This window comes from Methylobacterium sp. NMS14P (genome assembly GCF_028583545.1).
Taxonomy (GTDB): domain Bacteria; phylum Pseudomonadota; class Alphaproteobacteria; order Rhizobiales; family Beijerinckiaceae; genus Methylobacterium.
In genome coordinates, this window is record NZ_CP087106.1 from 2,273,870 (window position 1) to 2,288,600 (window position 14,731).

The window sequence follows — 14,731 nt, forward strand, 5'->3', positions numbered from 1 at the left end:
TCCTCCTCCGGAACAAAAATAGTTGAGGGTATCGTCCCCCGCATGACGAGGGACATACGGGAGCGCATCAGCGAGCGCCTGGAAGAGCTGAAGAAGTCGGCCCGAGCCGCGTCACTGGATTCGGGGCTCGGCGCCACGGCGATCAAGGACATCCTCAAGCGCACGGACAATTCGCCGACGATGGCGACCGTGGAGAAGCTAGCGGTGGGCTTAAACGTCTCGCCTTCCTGGCTGGCGTTCGAGGCCGGGCCCAAGACCCTGAGGGTTCAGGACCGGGGCGGCCTCACCAATGCCGGCCACTTATTCACGCTTGCGCGCGTAGACGGCGCCGTGAAAGCCGGAGCTTTTTTGCGAGCGTCGGCGTTCGACGATGATCTTGGTGAGGCCATCTCGGCGCCGCGAGATCCCGACTATCCGGCCGCTCGGCAGATCGCGTACCGGGTCGACGGTGACTCGATGAACGCGGCCAAGCCGCGTCCGATCATGGATGGCGACTTCATCATCTGCGCAGTGTGGGCCGACCTTGGCATCCGGCTCACAGACGGCCAGATCGTCGTCGTTCAGCAGACGATCGACGGCGGGCGCCTTCGGGAGCGTTCGGTCAAAGCGGTCTTCAAGGTGTCGGGCGGTTGGGAGCTGCGACCTCAGTCGACCAACCCCGAGCATGAGGCGATCTTCGTCCCAGAGAATGATGCGCCGGACGACGGGCGCGAGGTCGTAGTGCTCGCGCTCGTCCGGTTCGTGTTCAACAACCAGGTTATCCGATAGCTGCGGAGCGCTCGTCTCCCGGCTGCCGAAGGTAGACCACGCCGAGGATCACTGCGCCCGTCTCACCGCAGTAGATGCAATCGGGATCGATCTCGCGCGTCGCGCCTCCTTCGTAGAACTCCTGAACCGTTGCGGGATCGTTCGGCTCGTCGGCCAGACGCACGATCTGTGAACGCTCGCGGTCGCAGCAAACGCACCTCAAGCGGACGCTGAAGGAACGCTCCTGGAGGAGCGGAAGCGTCTCCCTGGCGAGCTCGCAATTCGACGGCATCAGCAACGGCATGGGCTGTCTCTCCTGTTGAATGTTGCCATCATGTTCTCATCAGGATGGGAGTCAACGAGAGGCCAAGGAATCTTTATTCCGGTGGACGAATGCCGTGTAGCGCGTTGATTGCGCTGAAAAATCCTCAGAAGTTGCGGTGTGGATAACGCCACAACTGGCGGATTTTGCGGCGCCTCGGCAAAAAATGGGGGCAAATGCCCTCGCCGGCCATTGACGGGGGCAATGTCCCCCATTAATTTCGCTTCATCGCAGCGACGCGATGGAGCCGCCCCGATGTCCAACCGCAAGATGAGCTGGGCCGCCGCCCTTCGCGACCTGAAGTCCGACAGGAAGCAGAGGCACGACGTGCGCGAGGAACGCTTGAAGACCACGGCCGGCCTACGGGGCGCTCCGGCTCTGCCGCTTTCGGCCTGGCGCGGCCGTTCCGGCCGGCGCTACGTGGTCGGCGTGCATCCGATCGTCGGCTTCGAGGCTGACGAGGGCGCCGAGGCCGTCTGCATCGCCGTCGGCCGCGACAAGGACGGCATCGCCGAGCTGATCAGCGCCGTGTCCGGCCTGGATGCCGGCACCCTTCAGCGCTGGACCGCCAAGGCTCGCAGCAAGGGCGCCACCGAGGTGCACGTGCACCGGCTGGCCGAGAACACGGCCGAGCGCGCCGCCATCGTCTCCGACCTCAAGCCCGCGGCCTGAGCTGTGGTCGAGATCCTGACCCTCATCGCCGTGGCCGCCCTCTTCACGGTCGCCGCCGCGAGCGCCGCCTTCCTCCCCGCCTGAACCTCCGGAGCCGTCATGCGCGCCTTCCTCGCCGACGTCCTGCCGGACGCGACCGCCCGCGGCCTCGCCGCCGGGCTCACCCTCTACGTCCTGGCCGGTCTCGGCCTCGGCGTGGTGATCGTCCTCCGCCTGCATGGAGCCGCCTAGTCATGTGCCTCCTCACCGCCACTGACCAGCCCCGCCATCTCGACACGCCAACGCTGCGCGAGAAGGCCGACGCGGCCTACGACGATCTGCTGATTGCCCTCGCGGCCCGGCAGAAGCTCCTCCAGGACATCGACGACGGTGCCCGGACCACCGCCTTCAACAAGGGCCTCCCCGACGAGCGCCTGAAGCGCGTCAACAAGATCGCCTTCGAGGCCGAGTACGCCTACCAGCAGGCCGCCCACGCCCTGATGTTCGGCGAGCCCCACGCGGGCACCGTCACCAGCATCTCGCTCGCCCTGGCGATGCAGATCCGGCTCGGCCGGAACGACAAGGATGCGCGGCTGGCGGCGCCGGCGGCGCGGCTGCCCGCCGTTGCGGGCGCGGGGGCGCTGTAGATGCCCCGGCCGCTGCCAAGCCTCGACGAGCTGTCCGCTCTCTACTCGTATGACCCCGAAGCTGGCGTCATTCGCCTCAAGGTTCGGCGCTCAACCTCGCCGGCTGGGAAAGAATTTCGCAGCATAAGCAATCAGGGATACGTCGTAGTTAGCCCGACTATCAACGGCATCCGCCACCATATGTTTGCCCATCGTCTTGCTTGGGCTCTCTATAGCGGCTCGCATCCGCCGCGAGACATGCTGATCGATCACATCAACAGGGATCGTGCTGACAACAGGATTGCCAACCTAAGGCTCGTGGACCCTTACGGAAATTCAATCAACAGCGCGAGAACGCGCAAGCCTTCTCACGTACCGAAGTACGTCAGCCAACTCCTTCGACACGGGAAGATCAAATATCAAGTCTCGGGATGTGCGGGCGGCAAAGTGTTCTACCGCGGCATCTTCGACAGTCTTGAAGAGGCGTCTCGTGTTGCTGGCGATGGAGGTCTTCACAAATGAAGCGGGCTAAGACCATCACCCCCATGAGCGCTGTCGAGGCGCATGCCGCGCTCGCGGCTCTGCGAACCGAGATCGGCCCGAAGGCCTACGTCTCCGTCAGCATCACCGTCTCCGAATACGCGGAGGGCATCCTCAGCGCCTCGATCTACGCAGGCGGCATGAGTCAGCGCAGCCCGAATTTCGTGTGCAAGGGCGATGACTTGGGTCAGGTCGTTGCGGATCTGCGCGCTGGCTGGGCCGGCTTCCAAGACGAGCATGCACGGCGGATGACTGCCGACATGGCCCTGGAGATCATCCGCATCACGGATGAGCAGGGCTGCTGCACCGACGCGGCCCTGCGCGGGTCGAAGTTCTCCGTCGGCGACGTCCGGCGGTTCGGGCCGGGCGCTTGCGCCAAGGCGAACGAGATGGCCGGCCGCGGCCCCTTCGAGATCGTCAGCATTGCTGGCGCGAACGGGGAGGCCGCGTGATGGCTACCGCCCGCCGCCGGCCCGACCTCACCCGCGACGCCGTGAAGGAGCTGGAGGCCGCCCGCGTCTTGCGGGAGCACCTCTCCGATCTCGCGCAGGGTGATGAGCTCTTCATCCGGGATTCGCTTGAGGGCGAGACTGACCTCGACGGGCTCGTCTCCACGCTCGTGCACGCCATCGGCGAGGACGAGGCGCACGCCGTCGGCCTGAAGGCCTACCAGGACCAGATCGCACTCCGGGTCGCGCTGTACGGGGAGCGCGCCGAGTTCAAGCGCCGGCTGCTCGTGCAGGCCCTGGAGATCTCGGGCCGGCCCACGATCGAGACGGACGGCGGCACGGTCACGCTGCGCCCGGTCGCGCCGAAGGTCGTCGAGGGTGAAATCGCCGACATCCCCGCTGAGTTTTGGCAGCCGCAGCCGCCGAAGCTCGACCGCCGCGCACTGCTGGCCGCGCTGAAGGAAGGCCGGGACGTCCCCGGCGCCAGCCTGAGCAACGGCGGCACCACCATCAGCATCCGGAGGGCCTGAACGTGTCGAACGTGGTCTCCATGCCCGCGGCCGCGGCCGCCTACGACGCCAAGGCCGTGGCGCTGATCCGCCGGACGGTCGCCGCCGACACCAACGACGACGAGTTCAACCTCTTCGTTCACACGGCTCGGCATCTGCGCCTGGACCCGCTGCGCCGGCAGATCTTCGCCTTCGTCTACAACAAGGACAAGCCGGCCAAGCGGCGGATGTCGATCATCGTGGCGATCGACGGCTTTCGCGCGATCGCGGACCGGACCGGCGATTACCGGCCGGACGAGGACGAGCCATCCTTTGAGATCGATCCCGAGCTGAAGGGCCCGGCCAACCCCGCGGGGCTCGTGAAGGCCACCGTCCGGGTGTTCAAGTTCGCGCACGGCGGGTGGCACCGCGTGACGGCCTCCGCCTACTGGGAGGAGTACGCGCCGGTCACCGAGCAGTGGTCGGACGTGGTCCGGAAGGACTCGGGCAAGACATGGCCGAACGGCGACGTGAAGTACGACGTCGTCCCCGCCGAGGGCGCGACCCGGATCCTGAAGCTCGACACGTCCGGCAATTGGGGGAAGATGCCCCGGCTGATGCTGGCGAAGGTCGCCGAGGCTCTGGCTCTGCGCAAGGCGTGGCCGGACGATCTCGCGAACGTCTACGCCGCCGAGGAGATGGACCGGAGCCGGGCGTCTGAGGTGCTGCCGTCCGAGGCGGCGGCCGAGGGTGCCACACAGGAGCGGCTGGAGCGCATTGGCGCCGGCCGGACAATCCTCTTCCAGTTCGGGCCGAATACGCCCCTGGAGCCCGTCGAGATCGGCCGCATCGCCGACCGCGTGCGGGAGCACCTCAAGGCCCTCGCCGGCGATCCAGCGGCCGTGCGCGCCTGGGAGATGCAGAACCGGCACGGCCTGCGGGAGTGGTGGGGCCGCGACGACTCTCGCGACCCGCTGGAGACGAAGAAGGCGATCGAGGCGGCGCAGCGCGGTGCCGGGTCATGAGCGCCCTCATTGACGCCCGCGCCCGGCGCGATGCCGGCATGGAGGCCGCGGCCGAGGCGGAGGATCGCCGCCAGCCCGCCTTCGCTGTCGCCGCCTACGCGGCCATCCTCTCCGTCGCGACCCGTCAGGCCACGGTGCACGTCGATGACGTGCTGACCGCCTGCGCCGTGCGGCCGACTTCGCCGAACGCCTGGGGCAGCGTCTGGAAGCGCGCGATCCGCGAGGGCGTGATCGTCAAGACCGGACGGACCCGGCCGTGCGCCACCGACCGGCGGAAGAACTGCCACGAGTACCCGGTCTACGCGAGCGGCCTCTTCGGGCGCGGCGCGAAGCCGGCCGTCCCGGGCCGCCGGGCGACGCCGCCGTCCGCCGCGCTGCCCGGCCAGATCGACCTCTTCTCGAACGTTGGAGGCGCGCTGTGACGGACATCGTTCCGCCGATCCCGCACCGCTACACGGGCGAGAGCTGGGTGCCTCTCACCCCGCACTGGCAGCGGGTCGCCGACAAGCACTACGCCATCGGCGAGATCCGCAACCTCGTCCCGGAGGAGCAGCGCTCGCGCGCCTCGCACGGGCACCAGTTCGCTGAGATCGGCGACGCCTGGCGCACGCTGCCCGAGCATCTGGCCGAGCGGTTCCCGACCGCCGAGGCCCTGCGGAAGTTCGCCCTCATCAAGGCCGGCTTCGCCACGGTCACCGAGCACGTCTGCGGCTCGCAGGCCGAGGCTCAGCGGCTCGCGACCGTCATCGGCAGCCTAGACCCCTACAGCGTCACCGAGGTCCGCCGGGACGTCGTCCGGCATCTGCGGGCCATGTCGCAGTCGCTGCGGGCCATGGGTCGCGAGGATTTCCAGCGGTCCAAGCAGGGCTGCCTCGAGGTGGTCGCCGATCTGATCGGCGTTCCGGCCTCGGCGCTCAGCGCGAACGTCGGGAGGGCGGCATGAAGGCCGAGCCCCGCCGCGCCGTGCCGCTCGCGAAGCAGCTCGAGGCGTCTAAGCGCCAGATTGCCGAGCTGATGAAGCGCCTGGGCATGGTGGCAGTCAGCGAGCCCGTGGAACTGGAGCTCGACCACGAGCCGGCCCTAGGGCTCCGCGACGTGGATTCCGCCACCGGCGAGCACCGCCCGCACCAGCACGACCCCAGGTATCTCGTCTGGCGGCCGAAGGCGCGGCACGCGGTGAAAACCCGCGGTACCGGCGCCACCACCGCCGGCAGCGATGTCGGCGAGATGCGGAAGACCCGGCAGCTCGTCGGGAAGCGGATCGATCGTGGCGAGGTCGCCCCCGACGATCCGAGCATCGCGCGCTGGGCGCCGAAGCCGGATCGCTGGCAGCCGCCGCAGAAGACGATCCAGGGGCGCGGCCTGCCCGGCCGGCCCGCCGACAAGCCTTCGCCCTGCCGGGTCCCGAGCAAGCTCGCCGGCCTTCCCCGCAACACCTTCACGGAGCCGCGCCGATGAGCGCCAGCGAGCTCGCATTCCTGCGCCAGCCGGCGCCCCGGGGACCGTCTCGCCCGCGCTACGAGGCCGGGCCCCGCCCGCAGCGGGTGGACGGCCGCCTCGAGCAGGCCGAGCGCCTGCGCGTCGCCCGCCTCATCCGCGAGCCACGGCTCCGGAAGGGCATGCTCCAGGTCGAGGCCGCCCGGCAGCTCGGGATCTCGCAGGCCCTCCTCTCGAAGTGGGAGCGGGCCAAGCAGGCCGTCCCGCCGGAGATGCGCACCAGGATCGCGGATCTCTACGGCTTCGACATCGCGCTGATCGACGGGCTCGACATGGCCGCCATCGCGGCGACGGCCGACGAGCGCGTGCTGCTGAACCGATTCCGCGCCGCATCCGAGGACGAGCGCCGCGCCGCGCTCGCCGCGGTGTGCCCGTGAGCGCCGCCGTGCCTGCCCCCGCCCCGAAGCGCACCACCGATCGCGACATCCGCATCGGTGCACGGATCCGAGCCCGCCGCGAGCTCATGCGCCTCAGCCAGACCGATCTCGGCAACGCTCTCGGCGTCAGCTTCCAGCAGGTCCAGAAATACGAGCTCGGGACGAACCGCATCGGCGCCGGCCGGCTCGAGGAGGTTGCCGAGCTTCTCGGGGCACCGGTGGCGTCCTTCTACGACGAGCCGGGCCCGGTCCGGGTGCCGGAGCCCCTCTCTGTCGCCGAAGCCCGCGCCGCCCAGCGTGCCGCCACCTCCGCGCTTGAGGAAGCCGTGCGCCGCGAGGCCGCTGCGAGGGGGGAGGCGGCATGAGCGCCGGCCCGAACCCCTACTGCACCCGGCGGGGCAAGTGGATCCGCGGCTGCCACTATGAGCCCCGATACGACGAGGCGCCTGGCACCCCGGCCGACACCCAGGGTGATCGCGACTTCACGGTCTCCGTGCTTCAGGCGGCCAAGGTCCGCATCTACGTGCGGGACGTCTGCCGGACCTGCGGACGCACGATTGAGCGCGCTCCGACCGATCATCCGGGAGCCGCGGCATGAACCAGCACCTCGCCCTCTGGCTCCTCATCCCCTTCGCTGGCCGCCTCGGCGTCAAGCTCATCAGCCTCTGGCTCGACATCCGTCGCGCTGTTTCCGCTCTCCCCGCCACCGATGCCCTGGCCGCCGTGAAGGCGGGTGAGGACGAGAGGACTTGCGCATGACCTCGCCCACGCAGACCGATCTCTTCCCCGTCGCGGCAACCGCCAGCACGGCGATCCGCTTCGTGATCTTCTCCAGCTACGGCAACGATAGCTGTGCGCTGATCCAGTGGGCGCATGAGTGGGGCCTTGAGGGCGTCGCTGTCGTCTACTCCGACACGGGCTGGGCCACCGCGGCGTGGGCCGAGCGCGTCGAGAAGATGGAGGCTTGGGCTCAAAGCCTGGGCTTTGCGACCTACCGCACGTCGTCCATCGGCTTCGCCAACCTCGCCCGCGAGAAGAAGGGGTTTCCGACCCAGCGCTTCCAGTGGTGCTCCTGGCGCCTCAAGATCGAGCCGGGCATGCGCTGGCTCGCCGAGCACGATCCGGAGAAGCGGGCGATCTGCATCGTCGGCGTCCGGCACGAGGAAGCCAAAAACCCGAACGACGGTCGCGCTCAGTGGCCTGGGTTCTCGCCGAAGAGCGGCAATCACGGCAATCGCGCGGTGCTCGCACCCTTCGTCGAGATGAAGGAGGAGGGCCGCAACGCCCTGCTCGCCCGCGCCGGCATCGAGGTGCTGCCGCACCGGTCCCGCGAGTGCCGCTGCATCAACGCCAACAAGGCCGATCTGCGCCTGTTCGATCAGGCCGACATCGAAGCCATCGCCGCCCTCGAGGCCGAGGTCGGCAAGACGATGTACCGGCCACATCGGAGCATGGGCGCCAAGGGCATCCACGAGATCATCAAGTGGGCCCATAGCCCCCGCGGCCAGTACGAGCCGCCGGAAGAGCCCGCCGCCGTCTGTGACAGCATGTGGTGCGAGCAATGACCAGCCGCATCGACCCCACCTTCACGGCCACGATCTACCTCGCGGGCGATCTCGCGACGGCTCGGCAGGTCTGCCGCGAGTTCTGCATGTCGGGGCTCTGCGTCACGGTCGAGCCGACCGAGTTCATCTACACGGGCGGCGCCGAGGCTGGCGTGCGCGTCGGGCTGCTGAACTACCCGCGCTTCCCGGCCGAGCCCGATCTGATCTTCGCAAAGGCCATCGCGCTCGCGAACCGGCTGCGGGAGCGGCTGTGCCAGCACTCCTGGCTGATCGTGACCCCGTCCGAAACGATCTGGGACAGCACGCGGGAGGCCGTATGACCTCCGTCCTCCTCCCCCTCGCCCTAGCCGGCGCCATCGCGATCACCGCGGGAGATGACGCATGACCTCTGTCAGCCGCAGAGCATTCCTGGCGAGCGCAGGTGCAGTTGCTGCCGTCGCCGGGCTACCGGCGGGAGCAAGCGTCCCCGTCGCGCCTATCGCCAAGGCCGTGAAGCCTCCGCTGCCGACTTGGATCGTTGGCACGCCCGGCGAGTGGGATCACGAGATCATCCGTGCGGCGACGCGCGAGGCGGCTGTCCTTCTCCGCTGCGATGAGTGCGAAGGCGAGGACGATGAGGACTTCGCCGGCCCGGACGGCTGCGAGTGCGAGCCCTGCTTGGCGCGGGGCAACTACGAGGCGACGCGCGTCACCCAATGGGATGGCCGCCCGGAAGCCAGTATCGGCAGCGGCGACTGGCTCGACATCGGCAGTGAGGCGATCTGCTCACGCTGCGACTACGAAACAGCCAAAGAGATGTGCGGCCACAACGTCGCCGGCAAGGCAGTCTGCGAAGACTGCATGACGCTGGCCGACTGGGACATCGTCGATCCCGAACACGCCGCAGAGCTTCGTGCCGAGATGGCTGAAGACGAGGCGTCGACATGACCCCCTCCCTCGCCCTGGCCGCCGGTCTGCTCGCCTACACCGCAGCGTCCTCTGCCTTCGTTGGCTACCGGCTGGGGCCGATGGTTCGCAAATTGAAAAGGGACACTGAGATGATTACGAATGAAGAATTCGCCCGCGATTTCGACGAAGCGATGCAGTCGCCAGAGGCTGCCGCACGGGACGAGGCAATTGCTCAGCGCGCAGTCCTGCGCTTGGCCGATCTGGAGCGCCTGAAGCAGGAGTTCATCATGGAGATGATCTGGGTCTCCGCGAGTGAGGACGAGAAGTCCCTCGTGCTCGGCAACCTCAACGGCTTCGTTGCCTTCGTGAGCCGGGCCTGGGGCGGGGATCTCACGCGATGACCGGCGCCGCACTGGCTGTGATGGGCTGGATGGGAGCCGGCGTCATCGTCGGCTTGAACAGAGCCAGCATGTACCCGGGCCCGCAGGATGCCCTGCGCTGGGCCGGGATGTGGGCGACGGTCTGGCCGCTGCTGTGGCTGACCGAGGACCGCTGATGCGGGCGCCCCAACAGACTCCCCGCTCAGCAGGAGCGAGGCGGACTTGGCTGCGCTGCCTCATTCGATCGAACCGATAGGAGACTGAGATGACCCTCAACGTCCCGAACCTCGACAAGCTCATCGCGCATCTGGAGGCGCAGCCGCCGGAGCGGATCAATATGGCCTTCACGTCCGTCCGACAGCGCCCGCTCGTCGGCGAATGCGGCTGCATCCTCGCGCATTCGGATCTGCTGTTCGGCGACACGATTGGTTGCGAGGCCTTCGACCCCGAAGACGTCGTTCCGAATGACCTCTACATGCCGGACGGCTACTTTGATGAGGGCGAAGGCGTCGTTCGCTACCCCGCCCACCGCGTCATCGCCACCCTCAAACGCCTCCGCGACCACTACCTCGCCACGGGCGAGATCGTCGTGGACTGGGGACCGGAGCCGACCGCTGGCGAGCCCTGGGCCGCCCCGCAGGCTGTCGAGCTGACGCCGCCGGCTCTTCCTGCCGAGATCACCCGGCTGCTTGAGCCCGAGTCCTCCGCTCTCACCGCCTCGGAGGCCTGACATGGCCGAAGCAACCAACACTGCACCGGCCGGAGAAGGGGCGAGCGATTGGGCCTATGAGGCCGCCAAGGACATCCGCCTGAAGTGGATGCAGACGGCATTCATGCGGGGCAGCGACATAGCCTTGCCGGCAGGGCACCTGACCGACATCGCCGAAGCTCTGAGGCTGGCCCACACCACCGGCCAGATCGCTGGCGAGAAGGCAGTCCGCGCCTCGGCAGAGATGGCGCTGATGTACCTCAAGAGCGGGTTCCTGACGTGCTCCCGCTGCGGGAACGAGGAGCCGACCGAGCATCTCGACGCTGCCTATGAGTTGCAGTCTGGCCTTACCGGCAAGCTCGTCGCCTCTACAGGATCGAGGAAGGAAGAGACGAAGGGCGCGACCCCGATGGGGTCAGGCCACTCGCGAGTTGAGCCCTCCGGTCTCAAGGCTTCGCCCGAGTGTCCTTCGCGCGGGTGGCAGCCAATTGCGACGGCGCCCAAGGACGGCACCGACGTGTTGCTCTACGCGGCGGCCTGGGACTGGACCTGGGGCGTCCAGATGGGGCGCTTCGAGCAGGGCCAGTGGTTCACGGGCGAAGGCTCTGTGGACGAGAACGACGCCGGCTTCGACCCTGATGCCGAGGTGGACGAGGACGTCGACCCCGACGAGCTGAAGAACTTCGGCCCGACGCACTGGATGCCGATCCCGGAGCCGCCAGCGTCATGCGACCGAAGCCCGAAGGGCGAAGACGCTGAAGGCGGCTTCGTTCACGAGGGCGCGGTGGCCGAAGGCCAGACGCCATGACCTCTGCCCCCGAGACCGGCCGGACGGCCGCCTGTGCTCACTGTGGGCGCCCACTCACCGCCGAGGAACAGGAGTACTACGGCACGAGCTGCGAGCGCTGCGAGACCGAGCTTCACCACGCGATGCAGGACGACCGTGCGCCGGTCCTACCGCCACCGCCAAACGAAGTTGAGCGCCTTCGCGCCGAGATCGCCCAACTCCGCTCCCGTCTCCTCGAGGCTGAGCAGGGCGGGGAGGCGATGCGGGAAGCCTACGCGAGGCTGCTCGAGACCTTTCCTGAGCAGATCCTGGCTTGGCACTCGCGCGGCCCTCGTAGCCCGCCCGGCAATGGCTACCGGGCGACGACACGAGCCGACCTAGCTGCCGCGATCAGAGGCCTGCCCCTCAACCCGAACCAGGAGGCTGGCGATCATGAGCCACGCTGAGCAGATTGAGGACGCGCGCCTTTCCGAGCTTTCGGCTCTGAGCGCGAAGGCCACGCCCGGCGAGTTCTCATCCTGGCCGGACCACTACGCCATCAAGGTCTGCCGGAACGGGATGCCGGCGTTGACCATCGCGCTCACCAGCACCGGCTCTGGCGCCGAGAAGGCGAACGCCACGTTCCTGGCCGCGGCTGGCAACTATGTGCGGGGGCTGATCCTCGCTCGCCAAGGCATCTCTGAGGAAGCCATCGCGGCCAAGGCCCGTGAGTTGTGCGCGAAGCACTGCGACGGGGCCGAAGGGATCACTCCCTGCGGAGAATGCGATGCCGAGGCCGAACGCGGCTGGTGTGAGGATGCCCGCGAAGCCCTCTCCGCGAAGCTCGCTCTCCTGTCGCAGGAGGGCTCATGACCTGGCCCATCACAAAGGCTGCCGAGCCCCTCTACTGTTCGTTCTGCGGTCACAGCCAATACGAGGTTGCGGCGCTCCTTTGCGGAAGGACGGTCCATATTTGCGACGAGTGCGTGGAAGTTGCCGCTTGGGTCGTCGCTGAGAAGACGACTCCGCTGAGCCGGGCGTGGCGCAAGACGTGGCAGATCGTGCCGCCTCCGAGACAGGATGCTCGCCGTGCCCGCTGAGCCCTTCGTCCCGACGCCCGAGATGATCGCTGCAGCCTGGGCCGTCGTGCGAGACCGCTGGCCAGGACAGCCGCATCTGCTCGGCCCCGGACCGGCCTTCCGTGAAGCCATCCAAGCGGCACTCGCCAAGATGCCTGGGCCACCTGCGCAACCCATCCCGCGCCCGCTGGCGATGCCTGAGTACCCATACCAGCAGCACGAGGTCGGAGGCTGCTTGGCGATCCGGACGCCGCCCGCCCCTGGGCCGGAACGCTGCACGGCCACAGGCAACCCGTGCGGAACTGATACGGTCATGGCTGGCCGGCAGTGCCCTGATGACCGCTGGGGCGGTCGGTGCGCTCATCGCATCGCCGAAGCCGCCCGCGCCGCCCTCACCCCGAACCAGGAGGCTGGCGATGGCCGCTAAGAACCTGCTGTCCTACCCCCGCCGCGCTTGGGTCATCCCGAACGGGAGCGGGATGCTCTGGACCGATCGGATCTTCGACACCGAGGCCGAGGCACAAGCCCATGTCGACGCCTACTGGGCTGAAGCCGGGTGGATAACTCCCAAGCACAAGCCCGTTGAGGCGTCGGTCCGCGTCTCCGCGAAGCTCGCTCTCCTGTCGCAGGAGGGCTCATGACCTGGCCCATCACAAAGGCTGCCGAGCCCCTCTACTGTTCGTTCTGCGGTCGCAGTGAGCACGAGGTCGATATCCTGCTCGCTGGCCCATGCTCGGTCTTCATCTGCGATGAGGACGTAGGCCACTGCGCCGAGATCATCGCCGCGAAGAAGCGACAGAGGCTCGCCGCCAAGGCCGCCCCTCTCCCCGACAGTGACACAGGAGGCAAGTCGTGAAGGCCCGTAGCATGCGCCTGCCCGAGCCGAGCGCGCCGACGACGTTCGCGACCCTCAGGGAGCATTATGGCCCACGGGTCATCATCCCGCTGGATCGCGTGCGGGAGGATTTCTTCGATGGGATGTCGCAGGAACACCTGCTGCGCCGGATAAGCGAGGGCAAGCTGGATCTGCCAGTGGTGAGGATCGACGCCAGCCAGAAATCGGCCAAGGGCGTCGCTCTGGTCGACCTCGCGGCGTACCTCGACCGCCGGATTGAGGCAGCCCGAAAAGAGTGCCGTCAGTTGTGTGAGTAAAGGGCAACCTGATACGCCAGCTAGTACACGCCAGCCCGCAAGTGCAAATTGCAGAGGGGAAAGTCGATCAGTCCGTCCAGTCCATCATCGGGGCGACGGAGAAGCGCCATCCGCTGAGAGTTCGGGGTTCTTCCGTTGCGGCAATCACGTGCTGTCGCTCTCGTGCTGTACCTCGGCGGGCCACATCGGTCGTCGGACCGCTCGGCGTCCGGCTCTGCCGCGCCGGCTCGGCCCCGCGCCGCGCCATCGCGAGGCGCGCGATGGGCACCATCGTCGAGCGCGCGGAGGGCCGGGACGACGGGGTATCACGCCCAGATCGTCGTCAAAAGAGACGGCACGGTCGATCGCGAGATCCGGACTTCCAACCGGTGGGCGTCGGCCGCGGCCTGGGACAGTCGGCGCGATCGCGTTCGCGACACGCCCGCGCCCGCTGCATCGGGCCGAACCGGCTCCACCGGGCGCCGGGGGAGGCCTCCCACCCGCCTCCGGCCACGGCTCTAAACGCGCCGTTAACCAAGATCAGTGATTTCCCGGATCATTGGTAGCGTCGCGCGGGCTGCACCTGCCGCCGCTCAAGGATGGCACACCATGCGGCTGATCGTCGGCACATTGATCGTCTTCGCCTGCGTCTTCGGCAGCTACGCGGCGATGGGCGGCCATCTGCTGGTCCTCTGGCAGCCGTTCGAGTTCGTCATCATCCTCGGCGCAGCGATCGGCGCCTTCGTCATCGGCAACACCGGGCCGGTGCTCAAGGCCGTGCCCGCCATGCTGGGCACGCTCGTGAAGGGCCCCAAGTACAACCAGCAATCCTATGTCGAGCTGCTGGGAATGCAGTATTCGTTGTTCAAGCTCGCGAAGCAGAAGGGTTCGATGGCGCTCGAGCCGCACATCGAGGATCCGGGCGAGTCGACGCTGTTCAACGCCTTCCCGACCTTCGCGGCGAACCATCACGCGGTCGAGTTCGTCTGCGACTACATGCGGATGGTGACGCTGGGCGCCAACAACGTCCACGAGATCGACGCGCTCATGGACGAGGAGCTGGAGACGCACCACCAGGAGCAGGAGCGCGTCGTCTCGGCCATGCAGTCGCTCGCCGACGGGACGCCGGCGCTCGGCATCGTCGCCGCCGTGCTCGGCGTGATCAAGACGATGGGCGCGATCAAGGAGCCGCCGGAGGTGCTGGGACACCTGATCGGCGGCGCGCTCGTCGGCACCTTCTTCGGCGTCTTCGTCGCCTACGGCTTCTTCGGGCCCATGGCGCAGTCGCTCAAGAGCCTCTTCGAGGCCGAGTCCAAATACTACCTCTCACTCAAGGCGGGTCTGCTCGCCCACATCGCCGGCCAGCCCCCGGTGATGGCGGTCGAGTTCGCCCGCAAGTCCCTGATGAGCGACGTCCGCCCGACCTTCAACGAGGTGGAGGCGGCGACCGCCGCTCTGCCCGCCCAGAGCTGACCCGAGATCCGGCAGGGA

The 14,731-nt window shown here is 67.9% G+C and carries 28 protein-coding genes and 1 pseudogene; 28 read left to right on the forward strand and 1 reads right to left on the reverse strand.

The window, feature by feature from the left end; all coding sequences use genetic code 11:
- Positions 1-42 precede the first annotated feature (42 nt).
- Positions 43-768 carry a LexA family transcriptional regulator gene (locus LOK46_RS10735; RefSeq protein ID WP_273563759.1) on the forward strand — a complete coding sequence of 242 codons (726 nt, stop codon included), beginning with the start codon at positions 43-45 and terminating at the stop codon, positions 766-768.
- Here LOK46_RS10735 and LOK46_RS10740 read toward each other — a convergent pair.
- The gene (locus LOK46_RS10740; RefSeq protein ID WP_273563760.1) at positions 758-1,051 is read right to left on the reverse strand and encodes a hypothetical protein; all 294 of its coding nucleotides are present in this window, start codon (positions 1,049-1,051) and stop codon (positions 758-760) included. The two genes, LOK46_RS10735 and LOK46_RS10740, sit on opposite strands and share 11 nt — an antisense overlap.
- Positions 1,052-1,324: 273 nt before the next feature.
- Between LOK46_RS10740 and LOK46_RS10745 the strand changes: the two genes are divergently transcribed.
- From LOK46_RS10745 to motA, 27 genes and pseudogenes are all read left to right on the forward strand, one after another.
- Positions 1,325-1,741, forward strand: coding sequence for a hypothetical protein (locus LOK46_RS10745; RefSeq protein WP_273563761.1), 417 nt, complete (start codon positions 1,325-1,327; stop codon positions 1,739-1,741).
- Positions 1,742-1,840: 99 nt separating this feature from the next.
- Positions 1,841-1,972 carry a hypothetical protein gene (locus tag LOK46_RS10750; RefSeq protein ID WP_273563762.1) on the forward strand — a complete coding sequence of 44 codons (132 nt, stop codon included), beginning with the start codon at positions 1,841-1,843 and terminating at the stop codon, positions 1,970-1,972.
- Positions 1,973-1,974: 2 nt separating this feature from the next.
- Positions 1,975-2,367: a hypothetical protein gene (locus LOK46_RS10755; protein ID WP_273563763.1), complete on the forward strand. Its 393-nt coding sequence runs from the start codon at positions 1,975-1,977 to the stop codon at positions 2,365-2,367.
- Positions 2,368-2,868: an HNH endonuclease signature motif containing protein gene (locus LOK46_RS10760; RefSeq protein WP_273563764.1), complete on the forward strand. Its 501-nt coding sequence runs from the start codon at positions 2,368-2,370 to the stop codon at positions 2,866-2,868.
- A 23-nt stretch (positions 2,869-2,891) separates the two neighbouring features.
- Complete coding sequence (locus LOK46_RS10765) at positions 2,892-3,338, forward strand: hypothetical protein (RefSeq protein ID WP_273563765.1); 447 nt, start codon at positions 2,892-2,894, stop codon at positions 3,336-3,338.
- Positions 3,338-3,865 (forward strand): siphovirus Gp157 family protein, encoded by a 528-nt coding sequence (locus LOK46_RS10770; protein ID WP_273563766.1) that lies wholly within the window; start codon positions 3,338-3,340, stop codon positions 3,863-3,865. Before LOK46_RS10765 ends, LOK46_RS10770 begins: the two co-directional genes overlap by 1 nt.
- Positions 3,866-3,867: 2 nt before the next feature.
- On the forward strand, positions 3,868-4,848 hold the full coding sequence (gene bet / locus LOK46_RS10775) for a phage recombination protein Bet (RefSeq protein ID WP_273563767.1): 981 nt from the start codon (positions 3,868-3,870) through the stop codon (positions 4,846-4,848).
- Positions 4,845-5,270, forward strand: a complete 426-nt coding sequence (locus tag LOK46_RS10780; protein ID WP_273563768.1) for a hypothetical protein — start codon at positions 4,845-4,847, stop codon at positions 5,268-5,270. Before bet ends, LOK46_RS10780 begins: the two co-directional genes overlap by 4 nt.
- Positions 5,267-5,791: a hypothetical protein gene (locus LOK46_RS10785; protein WP_273563769.1), complete on the forward strand. Its 525-nt coding sequence runs from the start codon at positions 5,267-5,269 to the stop codon at positions 5,789-5,791. The genes LOK46_RS10780 and LOK46_RS10785 overlap by 4 nt, the downstream gene beginning before the upstream one ends.
- Positions 5,788-6,306, forward strand: a complete 519-nt coding sequence (locus tag LOK46_RS10790; RefSeq protein WP_273563770.1) for a hypothetical protein — start codon at positions 5,788-5,790, stop codon at positions 6,304-6,306. Before LOK46_RS10785 ends, LOK46_RS10790 begins: the two co-directional genes overlap by 4 nt.
- Positions 6,303-6,722 carry a helix-turn-helix domain-containing protein gene (locus tag LOK46_RS10795; RefSeq protein ID WP_273563771.1) on the forward strand — a complete coding sequence of 140 codons (420 nt, stop codon included), beginning with the start codon at positions 6,303-6,305 and terminating at the stop codon, positions 6,720-6,722. Before LOK46_RS10790 ends, LOK46_RS10795 begins: the two co-directional genes overlap by 4 nt.
- A complete protein-coding gene (locus tag LOK46_RS10800; protein WP_273563772.1) occupies positions 6,719-7,087 on the forward strand; it encodes a helix-turn-helix domain-containing protein in 369 nt (122 codons plus the stop codon). The genes LOK46_RS10795 and LOK46_RS10800 overlap by 4 nt, the downstream gene beginning before the upstream one ends.
- Positions 7,084-7,320 (forward strand): hypothetical protein, encoded by a 237-nt coding sequence (locus LOK46_RS10805; RefSeq protein ID WP_273563773.1) that lies wholly within the window; start codon positions 7,084-7,086, stop codon positions 7,318-7,320. The genes LOK46_RS10800 and LOK46_RS10805 overlap by 4 nt, the downstream gene beginning before the upstream one ends.
- Complete coding sequence (locus LOK46_RS10810; protein ID WP_273563774.1) at positions 7,317-7,481, forward strand: hypothetical protein; 165 nt, start codon at positions 7,317-7,319, stop codon at positions 7,479-7,481. The genes LOK46_RS10805 and LOK46_RS10810 overlap by 4 nt, the downstream gene beginning before the upstream one ends.
- Entirely contained in the window at positions 7,478-8,287 is an 810-nt protein-coding gene (locus LOK46_RS10815) for a phosphoadenosine phosphosulfate reductase (protein ID WP_273564578.1), read from the forward strand. The genes LOK46_RS10810 and LOK46_RS10815 overlap by 4 nt, the downstream gene beginning before the upstream one ends.
- Positions 8,284-8,607: a hypothetical protein gene (locus LOK46_RS10820; protein ID WP_273563775.1), complete on the forward strand. Its 324-nt coding sequence runs from the start codon at positions 8,284-8,286 to the stop codon at positions 8,605-8,607. The genes LOK46_RS10815 and LOK46_RS10820 overlap by 4 nt, the downstream gene beginning before the upstream one ends.
- Before the next feature lie 61 nt (positions 8,608-8,668).
- Positions 8,669-9,214 (forward strand): hypothetical protein, encoded by a 546-nt coding sequence (locus tag LOK46_RS10825; protein ID WP_273563776.1) that lies wholly within the window; start codon positions 8,669-8,671, stop codon positions 9,212-9,214.
- On the forward strand, positions 9,211-9,576 hold the full coding sequence (locus LOK46_RS10830; protein ID WP_273563777.1) for a hypothetical protein: 366 nt from the start codon (positions 9,211-9,213) through the stop codon (positions 9,574-9,576). Before LOK46_RS10825 ends, LOK46_RS10830 begins: the two co-directional genes overlap by 4 nt.
- Positions 9,573-9,731, forward strand: a complete 159-nt coding sequence (locus LOK46_RS10835; protein ID WP_273563778.1) for a hypothetical protein — start codon at positions 9,573-9,575, stop codon at positions 9,729-9,731. The genes LOK46_RS10830 and LOK46_RS10835 overlap by 4 nt, the downstream gene beginning before the upstream one ends.
- Positions 9,732-9,820: 89 nt before the next feature.
- On the forward strand, positions 9,821-10,285 hold the full coding sequence (locus LOK46_RS10840) for a hypothetical protein (protein ID WP_273563779.1): 465 nt from the start codon (positions 9,821-9,823) through the stop codon (positions 10,283-10,285).
- Position 10,286: 1 nt separating this feature from the next.
- A complete protein-coding gene (locus tag LOK46_RS10845; RefSeq protein WP_273563780.1) occupies positions 10,287-11,072 on the forward strand; it encodes a DUF551 domain-containing protein in 786 nt (261 codons plus the stop codon).
- Positions 11,073-11,483: 411 nt separating this feature from the next.
- A complete protein-coding gene (locus LOK46_RS10850) occupies positions 11,484-11,903 on the forward strand; it encodes a hypothetical protein (protein ID WP_273563781.1) in 420 nt (139 codons plus the stop codon).
- Positions 11,900-12,130, forward strand: a complete 231-nt coding sequence (locus LOK46_RS32850) for a ClpX C4-type zinc finger protein (protein ID WP_337251969.1) — start codon at positions 11,900-11,902, stop codon at positions 12,128-12,130. The genes LOK46_RS10850 and LOK46_RS32850 overlap by 4 nt, the downstream gene beginning before the upstream one ends.
- A 395-nt stretch (positions 12,131-12,525) precedes the next feature.
- Positions 12,526-12,750: a hypothetical protein gene (locus LOK46_RS10855; protein ID WP_273563782.1), complete on the forward strand. Its 225-nt coding sequence runs from the start codon at positions 12,526-12,528 to the stop codon at positions 12,748-12,750.
- Positions 12,747-12,873 (forward strand): annotated as a pseudogene (locus LOK46_RS10860) (ClpX C4-type zinc finger protein); the annotation flags it as partial. The gene LOK46_RS10855 and the pseudogene LOK46_RS10860, both read left to right, overlap by 4 nt.
- Positions 12,874-12,976: 103 nt before the next feature.
- Complete coding sequence (locus LOK46_RS10865) at positions 12,977-13,261, forward strand: pyocin activator PrtN family protein (RefSeq protein WP_200906156.1); 285 nt, start codon at positions 12,977-12,979, stop codon at positions 13,259-13,261.
- A gap of 588 nt (positions 13,262-13,849) precedes the next feature.
- Positions 13,850-14,713, forward strand: a complete 864-nt coding sequence (gene motA, locus LOK46_RS10870; protein WP_273563783.1) for a flagellar motor stator protein MotA — start codon at positions 13,850-13,852, stop codon at positions 14,711-14,713.
- The last annotated feature ends 18 nt before the right edge of the window (positions 14,714-14,731 follow it).